We start from the raw sequence: 22,109 nt of genomic DNA, 5'->3' as shown, positions 1-22,109 counted from the left end.
CATCGGGGGAAAGCACGTGGAAGCGGTCTTCTTCGACATGGACGGCCTGCTCGTCGACAGCGAGAAGGTCTGGCTGGAGATCGAGACCAGGGTGATGGCCAGGCTCGGCGCCGAGTGGACGCCGCAGCACCAGGCCCACCTGGTCGGCGGGTCCATGGAGCGCACGCTCGACTACATGCTCGCGGTCTCCGGGGCCGACGTCCCGGCGCCGACGGTGCAGGAGTGGATGGTCTCCGGCATGGTCGAGCGCCTGGCCGAGGGCGTCGCCGTCATGCCGGGGGCCGCGGAGCTGCTGGAGGCGCTGCGCGACGAGGGGGTGCCGGTCGGCCTGGTCACCTCGTCGATGAAGGAGATCGCCGACGCCGTGCTGAAGGGCTTCGGCGAAGACCGCTTCGACGTCGTCGTCACCGCCGCCGACGTCGAGCGGACCAAGCCCGACCCCGAGCCCTACCTCAAGGCAGCCGGGCTGCTCGGCGTCGAGCCGGTGCGCTGCGTGGTGCTGGAGGACTCACCCAACGGCGTGGCGGCCGCCACGGCGGCCGGCTGCGCCGTCGTGGCCGTCCCCAACCTGCTGCCCGTCGAGCCGGCCCCCGGCCGTCTGGTGGTCTCCTCGCTGGCCGGCGTCGGCGTCGCCGATCTGCGCGCGCTGATCCCCTAGGGGGCGTCTGGTCCTCGCGGAGGAGAGGCCCCCGGCGTTTCGCGTGCCAGGATGGAAGGCGTAGTCGAGACGAGGGGCGGCCTTAATGTTCAATCAGATCGCCTGGTTGCCGCTGTGCGCCGGGGTGACGGCGGTAGGGCTGGTGCTGAGCTTCCTGGCCTTCAGGCGCCGGGGTGCGGCCGCGGGGATGAGGCTGGCGGCCTGGTCCCTGCTGCCGGTGGCGGCCTACCTGACCGGCGCGCTCAGCGCGCTGTGGACGATCGGGGCGACCGCGGTGGGGTTCGTCACCGGGCTGGTGCTCAACCCGATGGTGTGGGCCGGTGTGGCCGTGGCGGGCCTGGCCGCCGTGCTGTTCGTGGTCTCCGGGGTGATGCGCGGCCGCAGGCTGTCCGTGGGGCGCAAGAAGAAGGCCGCTCCCGAGCCGGGAGGGAAGCCGCCGGTTCAGCCCGTAGCGAACAAGCCCCAGCCGTCGGTGGCCGCGAAGACCCCCAAGAACGACGATGACTTCTCCGATATCGAAGCGCTTCTGAAGCGCCGCGGCATCAGCTGATTTCGGACGGAAACGGTCGTGGATCGGCACTGTCACAGTTCCGAGACCCAACCGGGACGGGCCGTAGACATTCACATCAAGATCGATACGAATAAGTTTCGCGTCAATCACAGTTGAGCCACATCGAGCGCTGAGGGACTGGTCATACCAGCTCAGGCCATAGATTCTGCCTCCTGGGGCCGCGACTCTGCGGACTCGCCTTGCACGGGCGCACTACCCTGACCGGGTCGCGCCGACACGGACGACGTCGTCTGGAATCCAGGGGGCCACTGGCATGACCGCACCGCTCGATGTTCCTGACTCGGCCGTCGAGGCCGGGCCGGAGACCGTTCTTGAGGGGGCGGAGTCTTCAGTCATCCGGGGGCGTTCCCTCGGGCAGATCGCCTGGATGCGCCTCAAGCGCGACCGCATCGCGATGATCGGCGGCATCGTCATCGTCCTGCTGATCCTCGTGGCGATCTTCGCGCCGCTGCTGGTGTCGTGGTTCGGTCACGACCCGGCCGAATGGCACCGGGAGAAGATCGACCCGGCGATCCAGGCTCCGATCGGCGCCTTCGGCGGCATGAGCTGGGACTTCCTGTTCGGTGTCGAGCCCACCACGGGCCGCGACCTGTTCAGCCGGATCCTGTACGGCGCCCGCATCTCGCTGCTGATCGCGTTCTTCGCGACGCTGCTGTGCGTGGTGATCGGCACCGTGCTGGGGATGATCGCCGGCTTCTTCGGCGGCTGGGTCGACACCATCATCTCCCGCCTCATGGACATCTTCCTCGCCTTCCCGCTGCTGGTGTTCGCGCTGGCGCTGGCCGGCGTCATCCCCGACAAGGCGTTCGGCATGTCGGGCGACACCCTCAGGATCAGCCTGCTGGTGTTCATCATCGGCTTCTTCAACTGGCCCTACATCGGGCGCATCATCCGGGGCCAGACGCTCTCCCTGCGCGAGCGGGAGTTCGTCGACGCCTCCAGAAGCCTGGGCGCGCGCAGCCACACGATCCTGTTCAAGGAGATCCTGCCCAACCTGCTCGCGCCGATCCTCGTGTACTCGACGCTGCTGATCCCGTCGAACATCCTGTTCGAGGCCGCACTCTCCTTCCTCGGCGTGGGCGTGCGGCCGCCGACCCCCACGTGGGGAGGCATGCTGGCTGAGGCGGTCCACAACTACGACGTGGCGCCCAACTTCATGATCTTCCCCGGCCTCGCGATCTTCATCACCGTGCTGGCGTTCAACCTGCTCGGTGACGGCCTCAGGGACGCCTTCGATCCCAAGGCCCGATAAGGCCTCGTGAGTAGTTATCCGCAAGTTCTCTCAACTCCTAGATTCAAGGGGTGTGTCAGGTCGATGAAGATGAGATCTAAGGCGTCGGCGATCGCGGTGACCGCCGCTCTCGCCGTGGTCGTCTCCGCGTGTGGCGGCGGCGGTGGCAGCAAGAACACCAGCGGCTCGGGCAGCGACGACAAGCCGTCCAGCAAGTACAACGCGGGCGTGACGGCGGTCATCAACCCGTCGGAGAAGGTCGGCGGCACCCTGCACATGGGCATGCCCGGCGACTTCGACTCGGTGGACCCGGGCGACATGTACTACGGCTACGCCTGGAACTTCGCCCGCCTCTACACGCGCGCGCTCACCATGTTCAAGCCGGTCCCCGGCGAGGAGGGCCTGCAGCTCGTCGGCGACCTGGCCGAGGGCCTGGGCACGCCGAGCGACGGCGGCAAGACGTGGACGTACAAGCTGCGCAAGGGCGTCAAGTTCGAGGACGGCACCCCGGTCACCTCGAAGGACGTCAAGTACGGCGTGGCGCGCTCGCTGGACAAGGACATCCTGCCCAGCGGCCCGACGTACTTCAACGACTGGCTCGACGTCGGCAGCTACACCGGCCCGTACAAGATGAAGGGCAAGCTCGACGACTTCAAGGCGATCGAGACCCCCGACGACCAGACCATCGTCTTCCACCTGAAGAAGGCGTACGGCGGTTTCGACTACTTCGCCATGCTCCCGCAGACGGCCCCCGTGCCCGAGGCCAAGGACACCGGCTCGAAGTACAAGGAGCACCCGGTCGCGACCGGCCCGTACATGTTCAAGGCGCACGAGCTCACCAAGCGCATCGAGCTCGTCAAGAACCCGAACTGGGACGCGGCGACCGACCCCAACCGCAAGCAGCTCAACGACTCGATCGAGGTGCTGCTGGGCCAGAACGAGGACGACCTCGACCAGCGCCTGCTCTCCGGCAAGATCGACGTCAAGGTCAACAGCACCGGCGTGGCGGCCAACGCCCGCAAGACGGTCCTGACCGACGAGAAGGTCAAGCAGTACGCCGACTCGGCCCCGATCGACCGCACCTGGTTCACCAACATCAACGGTGACGTGCCGCCGTTCGACAACATCCACTGCCGCAAGGCCGTGCTGTACGCGACCGACCGCTCGGCCATCCAGGGCGCCTACGGCGGCCCGGACGCCGGTGGCGACGTGGCCCTCAGCCTCATGCCGGCCAAGATGACCGGTTACGAGAAGATCGACCCCTACGGCGTCGAGGCCAACCCGACCGGTGACCTCACCAAGGCCAAGGAAGAACTGGCGGCCTGCGGCCAGCCCAACGGCTTCAGCACCACCATCTCCTTCCGCAACGAGCGCTCGGCCGAGAAGCAGACCGCCGAGTCGCTGCAGCAGTCGCTCGGCCGCGTGGGCATCAAGCTGGAGCTCAAGGGCTTCCCGCAGGGTGACTACTTCAAGCTGTACGCCGGCAAGCCCGACTTCGCCAAGAAGAACAACCTGGGCCTCATGGTCTACGGCTGGGGCGCCGACTACCCCGAGGGCTTCGGCTTCTTCCAGCAGATCGTCGACAGCCGGGTCATCCGTCCCGCCGGTAACACCAACCTCGGCGTGAAGGACCCCAAGATCGACGAGCTGATCGACCAGGCCGCGGGCGAGACCGACGCGACCAAGCGCAACAGCATCTGGGCCGCTGTCGACAAGCAGGTCATGGAGTCGGCCTACATCCTTCCCTACGTCTGGGCGCACGGCCTGTTCTACCGTCCGCCGCAGCTGAAGAACGTCTTCGTCTCCCAGAACTGGGGCATGTACGAGTTCCTCACGCTGAGCACCCAGTAACAACGGCGCCAACTGCCGGAACGTCCCGTACCGAAAGCAGGTGAAGGCTTCGGCGGCCGGGCTCACAAGGCCCGGCCGCCATGGCCGAGATCAGTGTTCACATACATTCTCAGACGGTTGATAGCGGCCGTCATGCTGCTCTTCGTGGTGAGCATCGCGACGTTCGCCATCTTCTTCCTCGTGCCTCGGCTCGCTGGGATGTCCGCTGACGACCTGGCCTCCCGGTACGTGGGCAAGGCGGCCAACGCCGAGGTGATCCACGACACGGCTGTGCGCCTCGGCTTCTACGACCCGATCCTGGTCCAGTACGGGCGTTTCGTGCAGGGCATCTTCGTCGGCGTCGACCGCAACTACGGCCCCGGCATCGAGCACTGCCCGGCGCCCTGCTTCGGCTACAGCTACGTCAGCCAGAACCCGGTCCTGCCCGACCTGCTCAACCGCCTGCCGATCACCTTGTCGCTGGCGCTCGGCGCGGCCGTGGTGTGGGTCATCTTCGGCGTGGCCACCGGCGTGCTGTCGGCGCTGCGCCGCGGCAGCTTCTTCGACCGCCTGTCCATGGGCATCGCCCTGGCCGGCGTCTCGCTGCCGATCTTCTTCACCGGCATCGTCTCCCTGGCCATCTTCCGCGACCAGCTCGGCCTGGTCGGCGACGTGGCCGACTGGGTGCCGATCAGCGAAGACCCGCTCACCTGGGCCAACAACCTCATGCTGCCCTGGGTGACGCTCGCCTTCCTGTACGCCGCCGGCTACGCCCGCCTCACCCGCGCGGGCATGTTGGAGACCATGTCGGAGGACTACATCCGCACGGCCAGGGCCAAGGGCCTGCCCGAGCGGAAGGTGGTGCTCAAACACGGGCTGCGGGCCACGCTCACCCCCGTGGTCACCATGTTCGGCCTCGACCTGGGGCTGCTGCTCGGCGGCGCCGTCCTGACCGAGAGCACCTTCTCGCTGCCCGGCATCGGCAAGTACGCCGTCGACGCCATCAGCAACAACGACCTTCCCCAGGTGATGGGCGTCACGATCGTCGCGGCGGCCTTCATCATCCTGGCCAACCTGATCGTCGACCTGCTCTACGCGGTCGTTGACCCGAGAGTGAGGCTGGCGTGAGTCCCTTCCTCGACGTCAAGGACCTGAAGATCCACTTCCCGACCGACGACGGCCTCGTCCGCTCCGTCGACGGGCTGACCTTCAGCCTCGAACGCGGCAAGACCCTCGGCATCGTCGGCGAGTCCGGCTCGGGCAAGTCGGTGACCAGCCTCGGCATCCTCGGCCTGCACAAGGGCAAGGGCGCCAACGTCTCGGGCGAGATCTGGCTCGACGGCGAGGAGCTCGTGGGCGCCTCGCAGGAGCACGTGCGCGGGCTGCGCGGCAAGAAGATGGCGATGATCTTCCAGGATCCGCTGTCGGCGATGCACCCCTTCTACACGGTCGGCGACCAGATCGTCGAGGCGTACCGGATCCACCACAAGGTCACCAAGGCCGTCGCCAAGAAGCACGCCGTGGACATGCTGGGCCGCGTGGGCATCCCCGAGCCGCAGCGCCGCGTCGACTCCTACCCGCACGAGTTCTCCGGCGGCATGCGCCAGCGCGCGATGATCGCCATGGCGCTGTCGTGCGACCCCGAACTGCTCATCGCCGACGAGCCGACCACCGCGCTCGACGTGACCGTGCAGGCCCAGATCCTCGACCTCATGGTCGACCTGCAGCGCGAGTTCAACTCCGCGCTGATCATCATCACCCACGACCTGGGCGTGGTGGCCGAGCTGTCCGACGACATCCTGGTCATGTACGGCGGCAAGTGCATCGAGTACGGCACCGCCGACGACATCTTCTACCGTCCCGAGCACCCCTACACATGGGGTCTACTGGGATCGATGCCCCGCCTCGACCGGGAGCCCACCGAACGGCTGCTGCCGATCAAGGGCTCGCCGCCGTCCCTGATCAACGTGCCTTCGGGCTGCGCCTTCCACCCCCGCTGCCCCTACGCCGAGCGCACCGGGGGCAAGTCCAGCAGCGAGGTGCCCGGCCTGATCGAGACCGAGGGCGGCCACCTGGTGCGCTGCCACATGAGCAGGACGGAGCGGCGGGAGCTGTGGGAGAACGAGATCAAGCCAGTGCTGGAGAGCCAGTGAGCGAGACGGTGACCGCGAACGAGCCGCTTCTTTCCGTCCAGGGGCTGGAGAAGCACTTCCCGGTGACGAAGGGCCTGCTCAAGCGGCAGGTCGGCGCCGTCAAGGCGGTCGACGGGGTCAGCTTCGACGTCTACAAGGGCGAGACGCTCGGCCTGGTGGGGGAGTCCGGCTGCGGCAAGTCCACCACCGGCCGCCTGGTCACCAGGCTCCTTGAGCCGACCGGCGGCAAGGTCGTCTTCGAGGGCCAGGACATCACGCACATGGGGCAGGGCAGGCTCAGGCCGCTCCGCCGCGACATGCAGATGATCTTCCAGGACCCGTTCTCTTCGCTGAACCCCCGCCACACCGTCGGCACCATCGTCGGCGCGCCCTTCCGCATCCAGGGCGTGCAGACCGAGAACGGCGTCAAGAAGGCGGTCCAGGACATCCTCGCCCTGGTCGGGCTCAACCCCGAGCACTACAACCGCTACCCGCACGAGTTCTCCGGCGGTCAGCGGCAGCGCATCGGCATCGCCCGCACGCTCGCGCTCAAGCCCAAGCTCATCATCGCCGACGAGCCGGTCTCCGCGCTCGACGTGTCCATCCAGGCTCAGGTCGTCAACCTGCTGGAGGACCTGCAGAACGAGCTCGACCTGACCTACGTCGTGATCGCCCACGACCTGTCGGTGGTGCGCCACATCAGCGACCGGGTCGCGGTCATGTACCTGGGCAAGATCGTCGAGATCGCCGACCGCAAGAGCCTCTACAGCTCGCCGATGCACCCCTACACCAACGCCCTGCTGTCGGCCGTGCCCGTGCCCGACCCCAAGGCGCGCAAGGAACGCGAGCGCATCAGGCTCACCGGCGACGTGCCCAGCCCGCTCAACCCGCCGCCCGCCTGCCGCTTCCACACCCGCTGCTGGAAGGCGCAGGAGATCTGCAAGACGGTCGAGCCGCCCCTGGAGCAGCTGGCCGACGGCCACCGCGTGGCCTGCCACTTCCCGGAGAACGCGCCCGCCGCCGCGACCGCCGCGGCGACTCAGGCCTGAACCGGGCCTGAGCCGGGCTCGACCGGCCCCGATCGGGGCCTGATCTTGCGGCCGCCGCCCTCCTGCCGGGGCGGCGGCCTCAGGATGTCGCGCCGGGCGTGATCAGCCCGGTCTCGTACGCCAGCACCACGGCCTGCACCCGGTCGCGCAGCCCCAGCTTGGTCAGCACGTTGCCCACGTGCGTCTTGACCGTCGTCTCGCTCACCACGAGCTTGGCCGCGATCTCCGCGTTGGACATGCCCTTGGCGATCAGCCGCAGCACCTCCAGCTCCCGCTCGGTCAGCCGGTCGAGGCGGGCCGGCGTGGCCTGCTCGTAGGCCGAGGGCAGCCGCTTGGAGAACCGGTCGAGCAGCCGCCTGGTCACGCTCGGCGCCACGATCGCGTCGCCCGCCGCCACCACCCGGATCGCCTGCACCAGCTCGTCGGGCGGCACGTCCTTGAGCAGGAAGCCCGACGCCCCCGACCGCAGCGCCTCCACGATGTACTCGTCGAGGTCGAACGTGGTCAGCACCAGCACCTTCGGCACGTGCGCCGTGGGCGCGGCCTCCCGCACGATGCGGCGGGTCGCCTCGATGCCGTCGACGCCCGGCATGCGGATGTCCATGAGCACCACGTCGGGCAGCAACGCCCTGGTCTGCTCCATCGCGTCCTTGCCGTCGCCGGCCTGGCCGACCACCGTGATGTCGGACTCGGCCTCCAAGATCAGGCGAAATCCCGTGCGCAGCAGCGGCTGGTCGTCCACCAGCAGCACTCTGATCGTCATTGGCCGTCCTTCAACGGGAACCTCGCCCGCACCTCGAAACCGCCCCCCGGTCGCGGACCGATGTTCAGAATTCCACCATAGAGTGCGACCCGCTCGCGAATGCCGACCAGGCCGTGGCCCGTCCGGTCGGCCGCAGGCGCGGCGCCCCTGCCGTCGTCCTCGACGCGTACGTCAAGGCCCGAGGGGGCGTGCGAGACGGTGACCACCGCCTCGGCCCCGGCCCCCGCGTGCCGCAGGCTGTTCGTCAGCCCCTCCTGGACCAGCCGGTAGGCGGCCAGGTCGACCCCCGCGGGCAGCGGCCGCGGCTCGCCCTCCACGCGCAGCCGCGTGGGCAGCCCCGCCTCGCGCATCTGCTCCACCAGCCCCGGCAGGTCGCCCACGCCCGGCTGCGGCCCCAGCTCGGCCCGCGCGTCGGTACGCAGCACGCCCACGATGTTGCGCATCTCGGACATGGCCAGGCGCCCGGTGTTCTCGATCGCCGACAGCGCCTCCCGCGCCAGGTCGGGATCGGCGGCCAGCACCCGACGCGCCGCGGCCGCCTGCACCGTCATCACGCTCACGTGGTGGGCCACCACGTCGTGCAGCTCACGGGCGATGCGCGAGCGCTCCTCGGCCCGCGCGGCCCGCGTGTCGGCCGCGTGGGCCCGCTCCAGCCGGGCCGCCCGGTCGCGCAGCTCCTCCAGGTACGCCCGCCGCAGCCGCAGGCTCCTGCCTGCCCCCCAGACCGCCAGCAGCACCAGGACCGCCACCACGTGCCCGCTCGCGCCCGGCGGCGTGACCGGCCCGGCGACAGCCCCCACCGCGTACGTCAGCAGCGAGACCAGCAGCCCGCCCAGCGCCACCGCCAGCCCCCGGTTGGAGGCCACCGAGTACACCAGCACCAGGCCGGACACCCCCGACGCGCCGGTGCCGTAACCCAGCGCGGTCAGCGCCGTCTCGGGGATCAGGCCGGCGCACAGCGCCGCCAGCGGCCAGCGCCTGCGCACCGCGATGGGGGCGGCGGCCAGCACCAGCAGCGCCGCCCCGAGCCCGTCGGGCGCGCGCATGCTCACCGTCGTCAGCTCCGCCGGCTCCAGGCGCTCGGGCCCGTAGAGGAGGAAGAGCGTCACCGAGGCCGCGGCCACCACCACGGCCAGGACCGTGTCGTGGAACAGGGGTCGGTCGATCCGCACCGCTTCACTGTAGGCCCAGGTGAGAGCCTTGAACTCCTCCCTTCGGAGGATAAGGTGCGGCCTGCGGGAGGGCTACGGGCCCAGGGCTACAGCTCGTCGGTGGCCGCCCGCCGGTTGCTGCGCACCGTGTCGCCGGGCTGGCGGTCGGGCACCGGCGGCGGGGTGCCGCCGAACTCCGGGCACAGCGCCTGATGGTCGCACCAGTCGCACAGCCGGCTGCGGCGCGCCCGCCACTCGCCGGTCTCCAGCGCCCGCTCGATCGCCGTCCACAGCGCCATCACCTTGCGCTCGGTGGCCAGCAGGTCGGCCTCGTCGGGGGCGTAACGCAGCACCTCGCCGCGCCCGCCCAGGTAGACCAGCTGCAGCAGCCGGGGCACCTGCCCGCGCAGCCGCCACAGCACCAGCGCGTAGAACTTCATCTGGAACAGCGCCTTGGCCTCGAAGTCGGGGCCGGGCGCGCTGCCCGTCTTGTAGTCGACCACCCGGACCTCGCCGGTGGGCGCCACGTCGAGCCGGTCGACGTAGCCCCGCAGCATCAGGCCGCCGTCGAGCACCGCCTGCACGTAGAGCTCGCGCTCGGCGGGCTCCAGCCGGGTCGGGTCCTCCAGCGTGAAGTAGCGCTCCAGCATCGCCCGCGCCTGCGCCAGCCACTCGGCCTGCTCGGCGTCGTCGGCGAACATCCGCGCGTACTGCTCGTCCTCCTGCAGCAGGCGCTGCCACTGGGGCTCCAGCAGCTCCAGGGCCGCCTGGACCGACCGGCGCGGCGCCGGCAGGTCGTAGAGCCGCTCCAGGACGGCGTGCACCACGGTGCCGCGCACGGCCGCGGGGGAGGGTTTCTCGGGCAGCTGGTCGATGACCCGGAACCGGTAGAGCAGGGGACAGGTCATGAAATCGCCTGCCCGGGACGGGGAGAGAGCTCCGATGATCACCGGTTCGGTCAACGTCATGCACCGCACTCTAGGTCAAGAGCCCGACAGAATAACCCTCGCCGGGACGAGGATCACGTGATCCGGCGCGTAGCATCGAGGCAGCAACAGCACGTAATGGACGTACGAGGAGTGCGGTGAGCGAGCAGAGCCCGCGTCAGGAGTTCCCCGGCCTTCGGATGGGGCGGCCCTTCGGCATCCCGGTGTACGTCTCCTGGACGTGGTTCATCGTCGCTGCCTTCATCACCGTCATGTTCGGCCCCCGCATGCGCGACATGCTGCCCGAGCTGGACAGCACCGTCGCCTACGCGGTGGCCTTCGTCTTCGCCGTGCTGCTCTACGTCTCGGTGCTGCTGCACGAGCTGGCCCACAGCGTGCTGGCCAAGATGTTCGGCCTGCCGGTGCGCCGGATCACCCTCTACTTCCTCGGCGGCGTGTCGGAGATCGAGAAGGAGCCGCCGACGCCGGGCAAGGAGTTCCTGGTCGCCGCCGCCGGGCCGGCCCTGTCGCTGGGCCTGGCCGGGCTCGGCCTGCTCGCCGACACGTACGTGATCAACGACGGCGGCATCGCCGAGGTGCTCATCTGGCAGCTGTGGGTGGCCAACCTCATCGTCGGCGTGTTCAACCTGCTGCCCGGCCTGCCGCTCGACGGCGGCCGGATGCTGCGCGCGGGCGTGTGGAAGCTGACCAGGAACCCCGGCTCCGGCACGGTCGTGGCCGCCTGGGGCGGGCGCGTGCTGGCCGTGCTGCTGGTCGTCCTGCCGTTCGCGACGTCGATGACGAGCGGGCAGGAGTTCGACCCGGTCGAGCTGCTGTGGCCGGTGGTGCTGGCCTCCTTCATCTGGATGGGCGCCACCCAGTCGCTGCGCGTGGCGCGCATCCGCGCCCGCATCCCGCAGGTCAACGCGCGCGCGCTGGCCCGCAGGGCGATCCCGGTGGCGGCCGAGACGCCGCTGGCCGAGGCGCTGCGGCAGGCCGCCGAGCAGCGGGCGGGCGCCCTGGTGGTGGTCGACCACGACGGACGGCCGGTCGCCATCGTCAACGAGGCCGCCGTCCAGGCCACCCCCGAGCATCGGCGCCCCTGGGTCGACGTGGGCTCGCTGGCCAAGGCGCTCGAACCGACCATGGTGCTGGCCGCCGACCTGACCGGCGAGCCGCTCATCGACGCCATGCGCTCGGCCCCCGCGGGTGAGTACCTGCTGGTGGAGCACGGCGGCGACATCTACGGCGTGCTCGCCACCGCCGACGTCAACCGCGTCTTCACCGGGGTCTGACATGCCCGGCGCGTTTGCGGCTAAGGTCTTGTCCGGCCACTTCCCGTAGCCCGGCGATTTCGATGCCAGGACGGCAGGCCGATAGTCTTCTGTTTGGCCGAACTTGCACAGTTGACGGGTTGGTCGTGGTCCACCGGTTCACCGAATCGAGACGCCTGGGCCGCGACACGGCGTCGTCGTCTGGGTATGCGTATGGCTGGTGGCCGGCACGGCAGTGCGGGTGCCGTAATACCGCCGGCTTCCGGGAGGAGAGTTGAGTGACCGAGCGCAGCGAGGGCACCGATGAGCGCAGCACGGTCGTCATGAGGGAGGGCGCATGAGCGGCCAGGGCTTCGGAGTGGTGCGTCCCCTTCCCGGCGACGGGCTGGTCGCCTACATCGGCGGCCTGCTGCTGGTGTGCGACGCGGGCGAGGCGGCCGCCGACGGCCTGATCGAGGCGCTGCGCGACACGGCGGCCTCCGGCGGCGACGGCCGGGCGCTGGCCCGCCGCGCGGCGCAGGTGCTGGCCGCCAACATGGCGGGCGACCCGGCCACGTGCGCGGTCGCCGGTCCCGTCGACGGCGGCGTGGCCGTCCTGGTCAGCGGCTCGGCCTCGGCCTCGGTCAGCACCTCCGGCGGCGAGACGCGCCTGGCCGGCAGCGACTCCCTCACCTGGGCCGACCGGCTGATCAGCGGCCCGGTCGAGCGCGTCGAGCTCACCCTGCCCGGCGCCGGCAGTGCGCATCCCGCGGTCGGCTTCGAGGGCGGCGTCGTCCACGGCGGCGGCCTGATCGGCGACCTCACCGACCAGCCGTCGCACGTCCGTCCCCAGGGGCAGGCGGCCGACCGGTCCAGGCCGCTCACCAGTGAGATGCCCAACACGGCCCTGCACATGGAGCCCGACCTGGCCCCGCCGCCCGAGCGGCCGGTGGAGCGGCCCGTCGAGCGGCCTCCCTATCCGCTGGCCGACCAGCCGCCGATCGTCCAGGGGCCGCCCTCGGGCGCGCAGGCCGGCGTCCCGCACCCGGGCCCCCAGCCCGGTCCTCACTCCGGCCCGCCGTCGCTGGACCAGCCGCCGTTCGGGCACGAGCAGCCGCCCTTCGGCCAGGAGCAGGCGCCGTTCGGGCACGAGCAGCCGCCCTACCTTCCGCCCCAGGACCAGCCTCCCTTCCTGCCCGTGCAGGAGCAGCCCCAGCCCGAGCCCCAGCAGCAGTTCCCGTCCTACGACGAGCTGCCGCCGTCCGGCAACGGCATGGCCGACCAGCCGCAGCACATGGGTCCGCCCGATCACTTCGACCAGCCGGCCCCGCCCGTGCTCGGCCCGCCGGAGCACTTCGACCACCCGGGGCCGCCGCCGCAGGAGCAGCAGCAGGGCGACCACGGCGACCGCCCGCTGGTCTACGGGGTCGACTGCAAGAACGACCACTTCAACGACCCGAGGGTGCCCTACTGCGCCGTCTGCGGCATCGCCCTGGTGCAGCGGACGCTGGTGCCGTACAAGGGGCCGCGGCCCTCGCTCGGGGTGCTCATCCTCGACGACGGCACGGCGCTGCCGCTGGAGAGCGACTACCTGCTGGGCCGTGACCCCGAGCGCGCGCCCGAGGTGGCGGGCGGCTCGGCCCGGCCGGCCAAGGTCACCAGCCCCGACGGCTCGGTCTCGCGCCGCCACCTGCGGGTGGCCCTCGACGGCTGGGACGTCAACCTGGTCGACCTGGGCTCGGTCAACGGCACCCAGATCCAGCCGCCGGGCGACCCCAACTTCTACGACATCCCGCCCAACGAGCCGGTCACCATCGCGCCCGGCACGACGGTTCGCGTGGGCGTCTCCCGCACGCTCCGCTTCGAGGCCCACCGGGGCTGATCCCGGCACCTGTCCGCCCGCACCTCTTTCCCGGGGGTGCGGGCGTTCGTGTTTCCGGAAACCCTTCAGGAAATGCGTCAGGAATGTCCGGTGGTAAATGGCTGAATGGGAATTGCCGGGGCCGGGGGAGGGGGTGAGTAAGGGTATTTCGTGGGCAATGGGCGATATTTCGGGAAAAGTCAGGACCGGGTTCGCGGCCCTTTCTGAATGAGGGATCCGGACCGTCCCAAAGGGCGGCCGTGCCCATGGGACAGCCGTTCCGAGGGGGCGGAAGTTCGGGGGGTGCAGCCGTTTCGAGGGCGGGCGTTCCGAAGGTGCAGCCCGTCCCGAAGAGGTGGCGGGGCCGAAGGTGCAGCCGTTCCGAGAGGGTGGGTGTCCCGGACGTGCAGCCCGCCCCGAAGGGCGGCAGGCCCGAAGGTGCAGGTGTTTCGAGGGGGGTGGGGTTCGGAAGGGGCGGCCCATGCCCGGAGGGGCGGGCGGTCCGGGAGGGTGGCTGGGCTGGGGGTCAGGTGGGGCGGAAGGTGCGTACGCCGCGCAGCAGGCGCACGGCCGCCTCCAGGCCGCGGGCCCCCTCCACCGCCCGTCCCGCCGCCGTCGCGTACCGGCTCAGCAGGTGTTCGTCCCCCTCCTGGAACCCCCGTCCCGCCACCCACACGAACGTGTGGTCGCGGACCTGCGCCGGCACCGGCACGGCCAGGAACCCCGGCTCGCCCATCGTCTCGTCCCGCGCCAGCCGGAGCGACCCCTCCGCGGTGGCCAGCTCCTTCAGCACCCCGGACCCCGACAACCAGCGCCGCACCCGCAGCGGGTCTCCCGGCGGCGCGTGGACGTGCAGCGGACGGGCGTCCCGCCGCAGTGCGTCCACGTGCACGAACCCCGCGTACGCGGTGCCCGCCACGGCCGCCGCGGCGCGCGCGAGCCGATCGATCACGTCGGCGACCTCCAGGCAGGAGAACGCGGTGATGAGTTCACGCATGGCGATATCGACACGGTTGTTTGGCATCGCGGTGATTCCCTCGGGTGGAGGGGGGAAGAGATCGCGCGGCCCGATCACGCGAAACTCCGAACGGTGCCCCGGAGTATCACCCTCGACGCGGCTCTTGACTACCCCTCAACAGGAAATTGCGATTTTTCCGCATTTCGCAGGCAGAGCCGGTAGAGCCGTTCACGACGAGCGCAGCCGCACCCACTCCACGTCGTCCGCCCGCGTGCCGTCCGGCTTCGGGAACAGCTCCCGGTGCAGGCTCTCCCTGCTGAAACCGGCACGTTCCAGCACCGCGTGCGAGGCCGCGTTCACCACGTCGGTGCCCGCCACCACCCGGTGCAGGGCCGTGCGCGCGAACGCCCAGTCGACCAGCAGCCGCACCGCGCGGGTCATGAACCCCCTGCCGCGGAAATCCGGCACCAGCGAGTAGCCGATCATGGCCTGCCCGAGCACGGGGACGACCTGCATGAGCTGGAGGTGCCCGGCGAACGCGCCGGTGGCGGCGTCCCGGACCGCCAGTTCGATCCGCTGCCCGGTGACCCACCAGTAGCCGGTGCAGCGGCAGCGCTGCTCGTCCTCCTCCAGGGAGGCGGGCGGGGTCAGGGAGTAGGCGGTCACGCTCGGGTCGCACATCATCCGGTGGTACTCCGGGGCGTCCTCCACCGAGAGCGGCACGAGCCGCACCACGCCGTCGGTCAGCTCGCCGCCGTCGAAGAAGGGCAGGTACGGCTCCTCGGCCGCGGCCGGCTCCCCGGCGATCCGGGCGAAGGACACCAGGTCGGCCCACCGCCCGTCGCGCAGCCGCTTGGCCTTGCGCCGCCGGCCCTCCTCGCGGAACCCGGCCCTGAGCGCCACCCTGAGGCTGGCCACGTTCTCCACCTCGGCCTGCAGCTCCACCCGGTGCACACCCTGGTCGGTGAGCCAGTCGGACACCGCCCTGGCGGCCCGGGCGGCCACGCCCCTGCCGCGCGCCCACGGCGCCACCACGTAACCGATCTCGGCCGTGCCCCAGCGGTCGGGCGGGCGGACCCCGATCGCGCCGGCGTAGCGGCCGTCCTCGGTGACGGCCCACTCCGCGCCGCCCGACGCCCACTTGTCCTCGGCGAACTTCAGGTACGCGCGGGCGTCCTCGACCCGGTACGGCGACGGCAGCAGCGGCAGATGCCGGGCGGTGACGGGATCGTCCATCATGCGCGCGATCGCCTCGGCGTCGGGGTCGGCGGGCATTCGCAGGATGAGGGGACCGGTGGAGATCACGTCGCGCGGGAGCATCCCCCATAGATACCGTGCGTCCGGAGGCGTGAGAAACCCATATAACCTTGCCGACATGGGTTTCCGCAGGCATGGGCCGTTCCAGGCAGGGGATCAGGTGCAGCTCACCGACCCCAAGAACAAGCGCCACACGATCACGCTCAAGCAGGACGGCGTCTTCCACACGCACAAGGGCGCCATCCCGCACAGCGAGCTGATCGGGCAGCCTGAAGGCTCCGTCGTGCGGTCCTCCGGCGGCACCGCCTACCTCGCCTTCCGCCACCTGCTCCAGGACTACACGCTCGCGATGCCGCGCGGCGCGGCCGTCATCTACCCCAAGGACGCCTCGATGATCGTCGGCATGGCCGACGTCTTCCCCGGCGCCCGGGTGATCGAGGCCGGCGTCGGCTCCGGCGCCCTGACCTGCTTCCTGCTGCGCGCCGTCGGCCCCGAGGGCCACGTCACCTCCTACGAGCGCCGCGAGGAGTTCTCCGAGGTGGCCCGCAAGAACGTGGAGAAGTTCTTCGGCGACCCGATGGAGGACAACTGGCGCCTGGTCGTCGGCGACCTGGTCTCCTCGATCGACGAGGCCGACGTCGACCGCGTCATCCTCGACATGCTGGCCCCCTGGGAGTGCGTCGACGCCGCCGCCAAGGCCCTCACGCCGGGCGGCGTCATCTGCTGCTATGTCGCCACCACCACCCAGATGTCCAAGACCGTGGAGGCCATTCGCGATCACGGGTGTTTCACCGAGCCTCATGCGTGGGAGACCCTGGTTCGCGACTGGCATGTCGAAGGGCTCGCGGTTCGTCCCGATCATCGGATGATCGGCCACACCGGCTTCCTCGTCAGCGCCCGCCGCATGGCAGACGGAGTGACGCCGCCGCCGCGACGCCGCCGACCGAAGGGAACCACCGAGGAACTATGACAATTTGGCCACGAGGGTGCGTTGGTGCGTGACACGGGAACAGATCGCCGTGTTCATATGCTGGGAGTATTAAACGCACCATTGGGGATTATTCACCGAATACTGCATGTCACTCGACGAACACTGCCCGGCCAGGTTACGGAGGGGCCCGAGATAGGTAAGGTCCTTAGTAGTCGCCCTCGACTGGGAAGGAGGTGACGGGGCGTGGCAGCTCGCGATGATGCTGAGGCTCGAGCCGCGCAGCGCGAACGGGAGGTCGCTGATCTTTCAACACAGGTCTCCTTCCTCCAGGAGGAGATCACCGCGCTGAGGCGGAAGCTGGCCGAGTCACCCCGTCAGGCCAGAGTCCTCGAAGAACGTCTCCATGAGGCACAGGCGAATCTCGCGGCCGTGACAGGCCAGAACGAGCGCCTGGTGGCCACACTCAAGGAGGCCCGGGACCAGATCGTCGCTCTCAAGGAGGAGGTCGACCGGCTGGCGCAGCCGCCGTCCGGCTTCGGCACCTTCCTTGAAGCCCGAGAAGACGGCACGATCGAGGTGTTCACCGGAGGGCGCAAGCTCCGGGTGAACGTCAGCCCCGCCGTCGACGTCGACTCGCTGAGGCGTGGCCAGGAGGTCATGCTCAACGAAGCACTCAACGTGGTCGAGGCGCTCGGCTACGAAGAGGTCGGCGAGATCGTCATGCTCAAGGAACTGCTGGACGAGGGCAGGCGGGCCCTGGTCATCTCGCACGCCGACGAGGAGCGCGTCGTGCGACTGGCCGACTCGCTGGTCGGCCAGCCCATCAGGGCCGGTGACTCGCTCCTGCTCGAACCCCGCTCCGGCTACGTCTACGAGCGCATACCCAAGTCCGAAGTCGAAGAGCTCGTGCTCGAGGAGGTCCCCGACATCTCCTACGAGGAGATCGGCGGGCTCATGCGGCAGATCGAGCAGATCAGGGACGCCATCGAGCTGCCCTACCTGCACGCCGACCTGTTCCGCGAGCACAAGCTCCGTCCCCCGAAGGGCGTGCTGCTCTACGGCCCGCCCGGCTGCGGCAAGACGCTCATCGCCAAGGCGGTCGCCAACTCCCTGGCCAAGCAGGTCGCGGAGAAGACCGGCCAGTCCGGCAAGAGCTTCTTCCTCAACATCAAGGGCCCGGAGCTGCTCAACAAGTACGTCGGCGAGACCGAGCGGCACATCCGCCTGGTCTTCCAGCGGGCCCGTGAGAAGGCCTCCGAGGGCACCCCGGTGATCGTGTTCTTCGACGAGATGGACTCGATCTTCCGCACCCGAGGCTCCGGCGTCTCGTCCGACGTGGAGAACACCATCGTCCCTCAGCTGCTGTCGGAGATCGACGGCGTCGAGGGCCTGGAGAACGTCATCGTGATCGGCGCCTCCAACCGCGAGGACATGATCGACCCCGCGATCCTGCGGCCGGGCCGCCTGGACGTGAAGATCAAGATCGAGCGGCCCGACGCCGAGGCGGCCAAGGACATCTTCTCCAAGTACCTGCTGGCCGAGCTTCCCCTGCACCCCGACGATCTGTCCGAGCACGGCGACTCTCGCGAGGCGACCATCCACGGCATGATCCAGAGTGTGGTGGAGCGCATGTACACCGAGAGTGAGGAGAACCGCTTCCTCGAGGTGACCTACGCCAACGGTGACAAGGAAGTCCTCTACTTCAAGGACTTCAACTCCGGCGCGATGATCCAGAACATCGTCGACCGGGGCAAGAAGATGGCCATCAAGCAGTTCCTGGAGAGCGGACAGAAGGGCCTGCGGGTGCAACACCTGCTCACCGCCTGCGTCGACGAGTTCTCCGAGAACGAAGACCTGCCCAACACCACCAACCCCGACGACTGGGCCCGCATCTCCGGCAAGAAGGGCGAGCGGATCGTCTACATCCGCACGCTGGTCTCCGGCAAGCAGGGCACCGAGGCCGGCCGTTCGATCGACACGGTCGCCAACACCGGCCAGTACCTGTAGGGAACGTCTGGAAAGGGCCGCGCGGCCGTCCGCGCGGCCCTTTCCATGCCCACCGGGGGAGATGGGCACGTTGACTTCCTGAGAGGAAGGCCGCGACACGCCTCATCCGGCGTACAAGCCGCCCCGGCGAGGCGCACACTGGGGCCTGTGACCGTCCGTAAACGGGTGGACGTCCGCGTCGAAGGCGTCGTCCAGGGCGTGGGGTTCCGCCCCTTCGTGTATTCGCTGGCCAGCAGGCTCGGCCTGGCCGGCCGCGTGCGCAACGACGTCGAGGGGGTGTTCATCGAGGTCGAGGGCGCCCTGGCCGGGGTCGAGGAGTTCCTGACCGCGCTGGAGCGCGACGCGCCCGCCCTGTCGGAGATCGAGAGCGTCACCGTCGTCAGCGGCGCGCCCGCCGGCCACCGGGGCTTCAGCATCGCCGCCGGCGACCCGGCCGGCCCGCGCCGCGCCCTCGTCCCGGCCGACCTGGCCACCTGCGACGACTGCCTGCGCGAGCTGGCCGACCCGGCCGGCCGCCGTCACCGCTACCCGTTCATCGCCTGCGCCAACTGCGGGCCGCGCTTCACCGTCGTGCGCGGCGTGCCCTACGACCGGCTGCTGACCACCATGGCCGGGTTCGCGATGTGCGCCGGCTGCTCGGCCGAGTACCACGACCCCGGCGACCGCCACTTCCGCGCCGAGTCCACCTGCTGCCCGGCCTGCGGCCCGTCCCTGCGCCTGCTGGACGCCCGCGGCGCCGAGCTGTGCGGCGACCCGGTCAGCGCCTGCGCGACCCTGCTGCGGGCCGGCCGCGTCGTCGCCGTCAAGGGGCTGGGCGGGTTCCACCTGGCCGTGCCCGCCGCCCACCAGGAGGCCGCCGCGGCGCTGCGGGCCCGCAAGCACCGCGCGGAGAAGCCGTTCGCCGTCATGGTCGCCGACCTCGACCAGGCCCGCCGGCTGTGCGCGGTCGACGGGCAGGGCGCCGCGCTGCTCACCGGCCGCGCGCGCCCGATCGTGCTGCTGCCCCGGCTGCCCGGCGCGCCCGTCGCCGACGCCGTCGCGCCCGGCAGCCGCGACCTCGGCCTGATGCTGCCCTGCACGCCGCTGCACCACCTGCTGCTCGCGGAGCTGGCCGAGCCCATCGTCCTGACCAGCGGCAGCGTCGGCGACGAACCCCTCGCCTACGAGGACGCCGACGCGGTCACCCGGCTCGGCGGCATCGCCGACGCCTTCCTGGTCCACGACCGGGCCATCCACGTGCCCGCCGACGACTCGGTGCTGCGCCCCTGGTCCGGCGGGCACACCGTGCTGCGCCGCGCCCGCGGCCATGCGCCCGAGCCGCTCACGCTGCGCCGTCCCGCGCCCCGCCCGGTGCTGGCCTGCGGCGCCGAGCTGCGCAGCACCTTCTGCCTGGTACGCGGCCGGCGCGCGTTCCTGTCCCAGCACATCGGCGACCTGGACGACCAGGAGACCCTGCGCTCCTTCGTCGAGGGCATCGACCACTTCTGCGGCCTGTTCGACATCCGTCCCGAGGTCGTCGCCCACGACCTCGACCCCGGCTACCTGTCCACCAGGCACGCCCTGGAGCTGACCGGCGTCGAGCTGGTCGGCGTCCAGCACCACCACGCCCACATCGCCTCCTGCCTGGCCGACAACGGCGAGACGGGCCCGGTGATCGGCGTGGCCCTCGACGGCCCCGGCCACGGCCTCGACGGCACGCTTTGGGGCGGCGAGTTCCTGCGCGCCGACCTGACCTCCTGCCACCGGCTCGGCCACCTGGCCCTGGTCCCGATGCCCGGCGGCGGCGCCGCGGCCCGCCAGCCGTGGCGCATGGCCGCCGCCTACCTGCGCGACGAGCACCCCGGCCTGGACGTCGTCCGCCGCAACGCCGCCCACTGGCCCGACGTGCTCGCCCGGACCCGCACCGGGCTGGGCGCGCCCATGACCTCCAGCGCCGGGCCGCTGTTCGACGCCGTCTCGGCGCTGCTCGGCATCCGGGACGCCGTCACCTACGAGGGGCAGGCGGCCGCCGAGCTCGAACAGCGCGCCGACCCGGCCGAGAGCGGCTCGTACCCGGCGACCATCACCGAGGGCGACCTGCTCGTCGTGCACGCCGCCGACCTCGTCCGGGCCGCCGCCGCCGACGTCGCGGCCGGGGTGGCCACCGGCTCGATCGCGGGCCGCTTCCACAACGGCGTGGCCGACGCCGTCGTGCGGTGCTGCGTCATGCTCAGGGACGGCACCGGCCTGAACACCGTGGCGCTGTCGGGCTCGGTGCTGCAGAACGCGCTGCTGCTCGAACGGGCCGTCGAGCGCCTGCGCGGGGCCGGGTTCCGGGTGCTCACCCACACCCGGGTGCCGCCCGGCGACGGCGGCCTCAGCCTCGGCCAGGCCGCCGTGGCCGCCGCCCGCGACCGGTCCGCGTGACATGCGGCCGGGCGCGCCCGCCGGGTGCCGGGGAACGCCGCCCGGCCCGTCCTAGCATGGCGATCATGCATTTCTTCAACCCCGGCCGCACGCCCTACGCCGAACGCGACCGTGAGCTGATCGGTGTGGAGCACGCCCGGCTCGCCCGCGCCCATTTCGCCCGGCACCCGGCCTACCGGCCCACGCCCGTGCACACCCTGACCGATCTGGCCGGGGCGGGCACCGTGCACGTCAAGGACGAGAGCGGCCGCATGGGCCTGGGCAGCTTCAAGGCGCTCGGCGGGGCCTACGCCGTGCACCGGCTGTCCGAACGCGACGGCGGCGGCACCACGTACGTCTGCGCCAGCGCCGGCAACCACGGCATCTCGGTCGCGGCCGGGGCCAGGGAGCTCGGCGCGCACTGCGTCGTCTACCTCAGCGAGCAGGTGCCCGAGCCGTTCGCGCACCGGCTGCGCGCCCTGGACGCCGAGGTCCGCCGCGAGGGCGGCGACTACGACGCCAGCCTGGCCGCCGCCCTGCACGCCTCCCAGGAGCACGGCTGGCGCCTGGTCGCCGACACCTCCTGGGAGGGCTACGACGACATCCCCCTGGACGTGATGCGCGGCTACACCGTCCTGTTCGACGAGATCGAGATCCCGCCCACCCACGTGTTCGTGCAGGCCGGGGTGGGCGGGCTGGCCGCCGCCGCGGCCGGGTACACGCGCGACCGCTGGGGCGAGCAGCCGAGGATCGTCGTGGTCGAGCCCGATGGCGCGCCCTGCCTGCTGGAGAGCGCCCGCGCGGGACGGCCGGTGCACGCGACCGGTTCGCCCACGCGCCTGGGCAGGCTCGACTGCCTGGAACCGTCCCTGATCGCCTTCGACCTGCTGAGCCGCCAGGCCGACCTGTTCGTCACCGTGGCCGACGAGCAGGCCGCCGAGGCCGCCGCGCTGCTGGCCGAGCACGGGGTGGCGCTGTCGGAGTGCGGCGCGGCGGGGGCCGCCGGGCTGCTCGCCCTCGACCCGGGCACCCGCGAGGCGATCGCGCTCGGCCCGTCCGCACGCGTGTTGCTGGTGGGAACAGAGGGACCCGTGGAACCAAAGTGATCAGCGGGTCGTCAAAAGGGCGTGCATCAAGCTAACCGGC

General features: G+C 70.8%; 18 protein-coding genes. 13 read left to right on the top strand and 5 right to left on the bottom strand.

Annotated features, from left to right (window positions below; all coding sequences use genetic code 11):
• Positions 1 to 16: 16 nt before the first annotated feature.
• From ACIBK9_RS16085 to ACIBK9_RS16055, 7 genes are all read left to right on the top strand, one after another.
• Positions 17 to 658: an HAD family phosphatase gene (locus ACIBK9_RS16085; RefSeq protein ID WP_364338290.1), complete on the top strand. Its 642-nt coding sequence runs from the start codon at positions 17 to 19 to the stop codon at positions 656 to 658.
• Positions 659 to 743: 85 nt separating this feature from the next.
• The gene (locus ACIBK9_RS16080; protein ID WP_397158741.1) at positions 744 to 1,208 is read left to right on the top strand and encodes a cellulose synthase; all 465 of its coding nucleotides are present in this window, start codon (positions 744 to 746) and stop codon (positions 1,206 to 1,208) included.
• Between the two features lie 274 nt (positions 1,209 to 1,482).
• Positions 1,483 to 2,481, top strand: a complete 999-nt coding sequence (locus ACIBK9_RS16075; RefSeq protein ID WP_352364026.1) for an ABC transporter permease — start codon at positions 1,483 to 1,485, stop codon at positions 2,479 to 2,481.
• Positions 2,482 to 2,544: 63 nt separating this feature from the next.
• On the top strand, positions 2,545 to 4,311 hold the full coding sequence (locus ACIBK9_RS16070; protein WP_397158738.1) for an ABC transporter substrate-binding protein: 1,767 nt from the start codon (positions 2,545 to 2,547) through the stop codon (positions 4,309 to 4,311).
• Between the two features lie 93 nt (positions 4,312 to 4,404).
• A complete protein-coding gene (locus ACIBK9_RS16065; RefSeq protein ID WP_352364030.1) occupies positions 4,405 to 5,418 on the top strand; it encodes an ABC transporter permease in 1,014 nt (337 codons plus the stop codon).
• Positions 5,415 to 6,443 (top strand): ABC transporter ATP-binding protein, encoded by a 1,029-nt coding sequence (locus ACIBK9_RS16060; protein ID WP_358298997.1) that lies wholly within the window; start codon positions 5,415 to 5,417, stop codon positions 6,441 to 6,443. Before ACIBK9_RS16065 ends, ACIBK9_RS16060 begins: the two co-directional genes overlap by 4 nt.
• Positions 6,440 to 7,471: an ABC transporter ATP-binding protein gene (locus tag ACIBK9_RS16055; RefSeq protein WP_397158735.1), complete on the top strand. Its 1,032-nt coding sequence runs from the start codon at positions 6,440 to 6,442 to the stop codon at positions 7,469 to 7,471. Before ACIBK9_RS16060 ends, ACIBK9_RS16055 begins: the two co-directional genes overlap by 4 nt.
• A 79-nt stretch (positions 7,472 to 7,550) precedes the next feature.
• Here the strand turns inward: ACIBK9_RS16055 and ACIBK9_RS16050 are convergent, their stop codons facing one another.
• From ACIBK9_RS16050 to ACIBK9_RS16040, 3 genes are all read right to left on the bottom strand, one after another.
• The gene (locus tag ACIBK9_RS16050; protein ID WP_358298999.1) at positions 7,551 to 8,234 is read right to left on the bottom strand and encodes a response regulator transcription factor; all 684 of its coding nucleotides are present in this window, start codon (positions 8,232 to 8,234) and stop codon (positions 7,551 to 7,553) included.
• Positions 8,231 to 9,406 carry a sensor histidine kinase gene (locus ACIBK9_RS16045; RefSeq protein ID WP_397158733.1) on the bottom strand — a complete coding sequence of 392 codons (1,176 nt, stop codon included), beginning with the start codon at positions 9,404 to 9,406 and terminating at the stop codon, positions 8,231 to 8,233. Before ACIBK9_RS16045 ends, ACIBK9_RS16050 begins: the two co-directional genes overlap by 4 nt.
• A gap of 86 nt (positions 9,407 to 9,492) precedes the next feature.
• Positions 9,493 to 10,353: a RecB family exonuclease gene (locus ACIBK9_RS16040; RefSeq protein WP_352364040.1), complete on the bottom strand. Its 861-nt coding sequence runs from the start codon at positions 10,351 to 10,353 to the stop codon at positions 9,493 to 9,495.
• Between the two features lie 116 nt (positions 10,354 to 10,469).
• Here ACIBK9_RS16040 and ACIBK9_RS16035 point away from each other — a divergent pair, with 116 nt between their 5' ends.
• Both ACIBK9_RS16035 and ACIBK9_RS16030 read left to right on the top strand, forming a co-directional pair.
• Positions 10,470 to 11,606, top strand: a complete 1,137-nt coding sequence (locus ACIBK9_RS16035) for a site-2 protease family protein (protein ID WP_364338295.1) — start codon at positions 10,470 to 10,472, stop codon at positions 11,604 to 11,606.
• A gap of 316 nt (positions 11,607 to 11,922) precedes the next feature.
• Positions 11,923 to 13,446 (top strand): FHA domain-containing protein, encoded by a 1,524-nt coding sequence (locus ACIBK9_RS16030; protein ID WP_397158730.1) that lies wholly within the window; start codon positions 11,923 to 11,925, stop codon positions 13,444 to 13,446.
• 505 nt (positions 13,447 to 13,951) lie between these two features.
• Here the strand turns inward: ACIBK9_RS16030 and ACIBK9_RS16025 are convergent.
• Both ACIBK9_RS16025 and ACIBK9_RS16020 read right to left on the bottom strand, forming a co-directional pair.
• Entirely contained in the window at positions 13,952 to 14,422 is a 471-nt protein-coding gene (locus tag ACIBK9_RS16025; protein ID WP_397158728.1) for a hypothetical protein, read from the bottom strand.
• Positions 14,423 to 14,611: 189 nt separating this feature from the next.
• The gene (locus ACIBK9_RS16020; protein ID WP_397158726.1) at positions 14,612 to 15,703 is read right to left on the bottom strand and encodes a GNAT family N-acetyltransferase; all 1,092 of its coding nucleotides are present in this window, start codon (positions 15,701 to 15,703) and stop codon (positions 14,612 to 14,614) included.
• 55 nt (positions 15,704 to 15,758) lie between these two features.
• On the opposite strand from ACIBK9_RS16020, the gene ACIBK9_RS16015 reads away from it, so the two are divergent.
• From ACIBK9_RS16015 to ACIBK9_RS16000, 4 genes are all read left to right on the top strand, one after another.
• Positions 15,759 to 16,610 carry a tRNA (adenine-N1)-methyltransferase gene (locus ACIBK9_RS16015; RefSeq protein WP_352326892.1) on the top strand — a complete coding sequence of 284 codons (852 nt, stop codon included), beginning with the start codon at positions 15,759 to 15,761 and terminating at the stop codon, positions 16,608 to 16,610.
• Positions 16,611 to 16,814: 204 nt separating this feature from the next.
• Positions 16,815 to 18,578, top strand: a complete 1,764-nt coding sequence (arc, locus tag ACIBK9_RS16010; protein ID WP_358299011.1) for a proteasome ATPase — start codon at positions 16,815 to 16,817, stop codon at positions 18,576 to 18,578.
• Between the two features lie 147 nt (positions 18,579 to 18,725).
• Positions 18,726 to 20,984: a carbamoyltransferase HypF gene (hypF, locus tag ACIBK9_RS16005; RefSeq protein ID WP_397158723.1), complete on the top strand. Its 2,259-nt coding sequence runs from the start codon at positions 18,726 to 18,728 to the stop codon at positions 20,982 to 20,984.
• A 65-nt stretch (positions 20,985 to 21,049) separates the two neighbouring features.
• A complete protein-coding gene (locus tag ACIBK9_RS16000; RefSeq protein WP_397158721.1) occupies positions 21,050 to 22,069 on the top strand; it encodes a pyridoxal-phosphate dependent enzyme in 1,020 nt (339 codons plus the stop codon).
• Positions 22,070 to 22,109: the final 40 nt, after the last annotated feature.

This window comes from Nonomuraea sp. NPDC050227 (assembly GCF_044459705.1).
Classification (GTDB): domain Bacteria; phylum Actinomycetota; class Actinomycetes; order Streptosporangiales; family Streptosporangiaceae; genus Nonomuraea.
The sequence above is the reverse complement of the archived record's forward strand: the minus strand, read 5'-3'. Positions and strand labels throughout refer to the sequence as shown.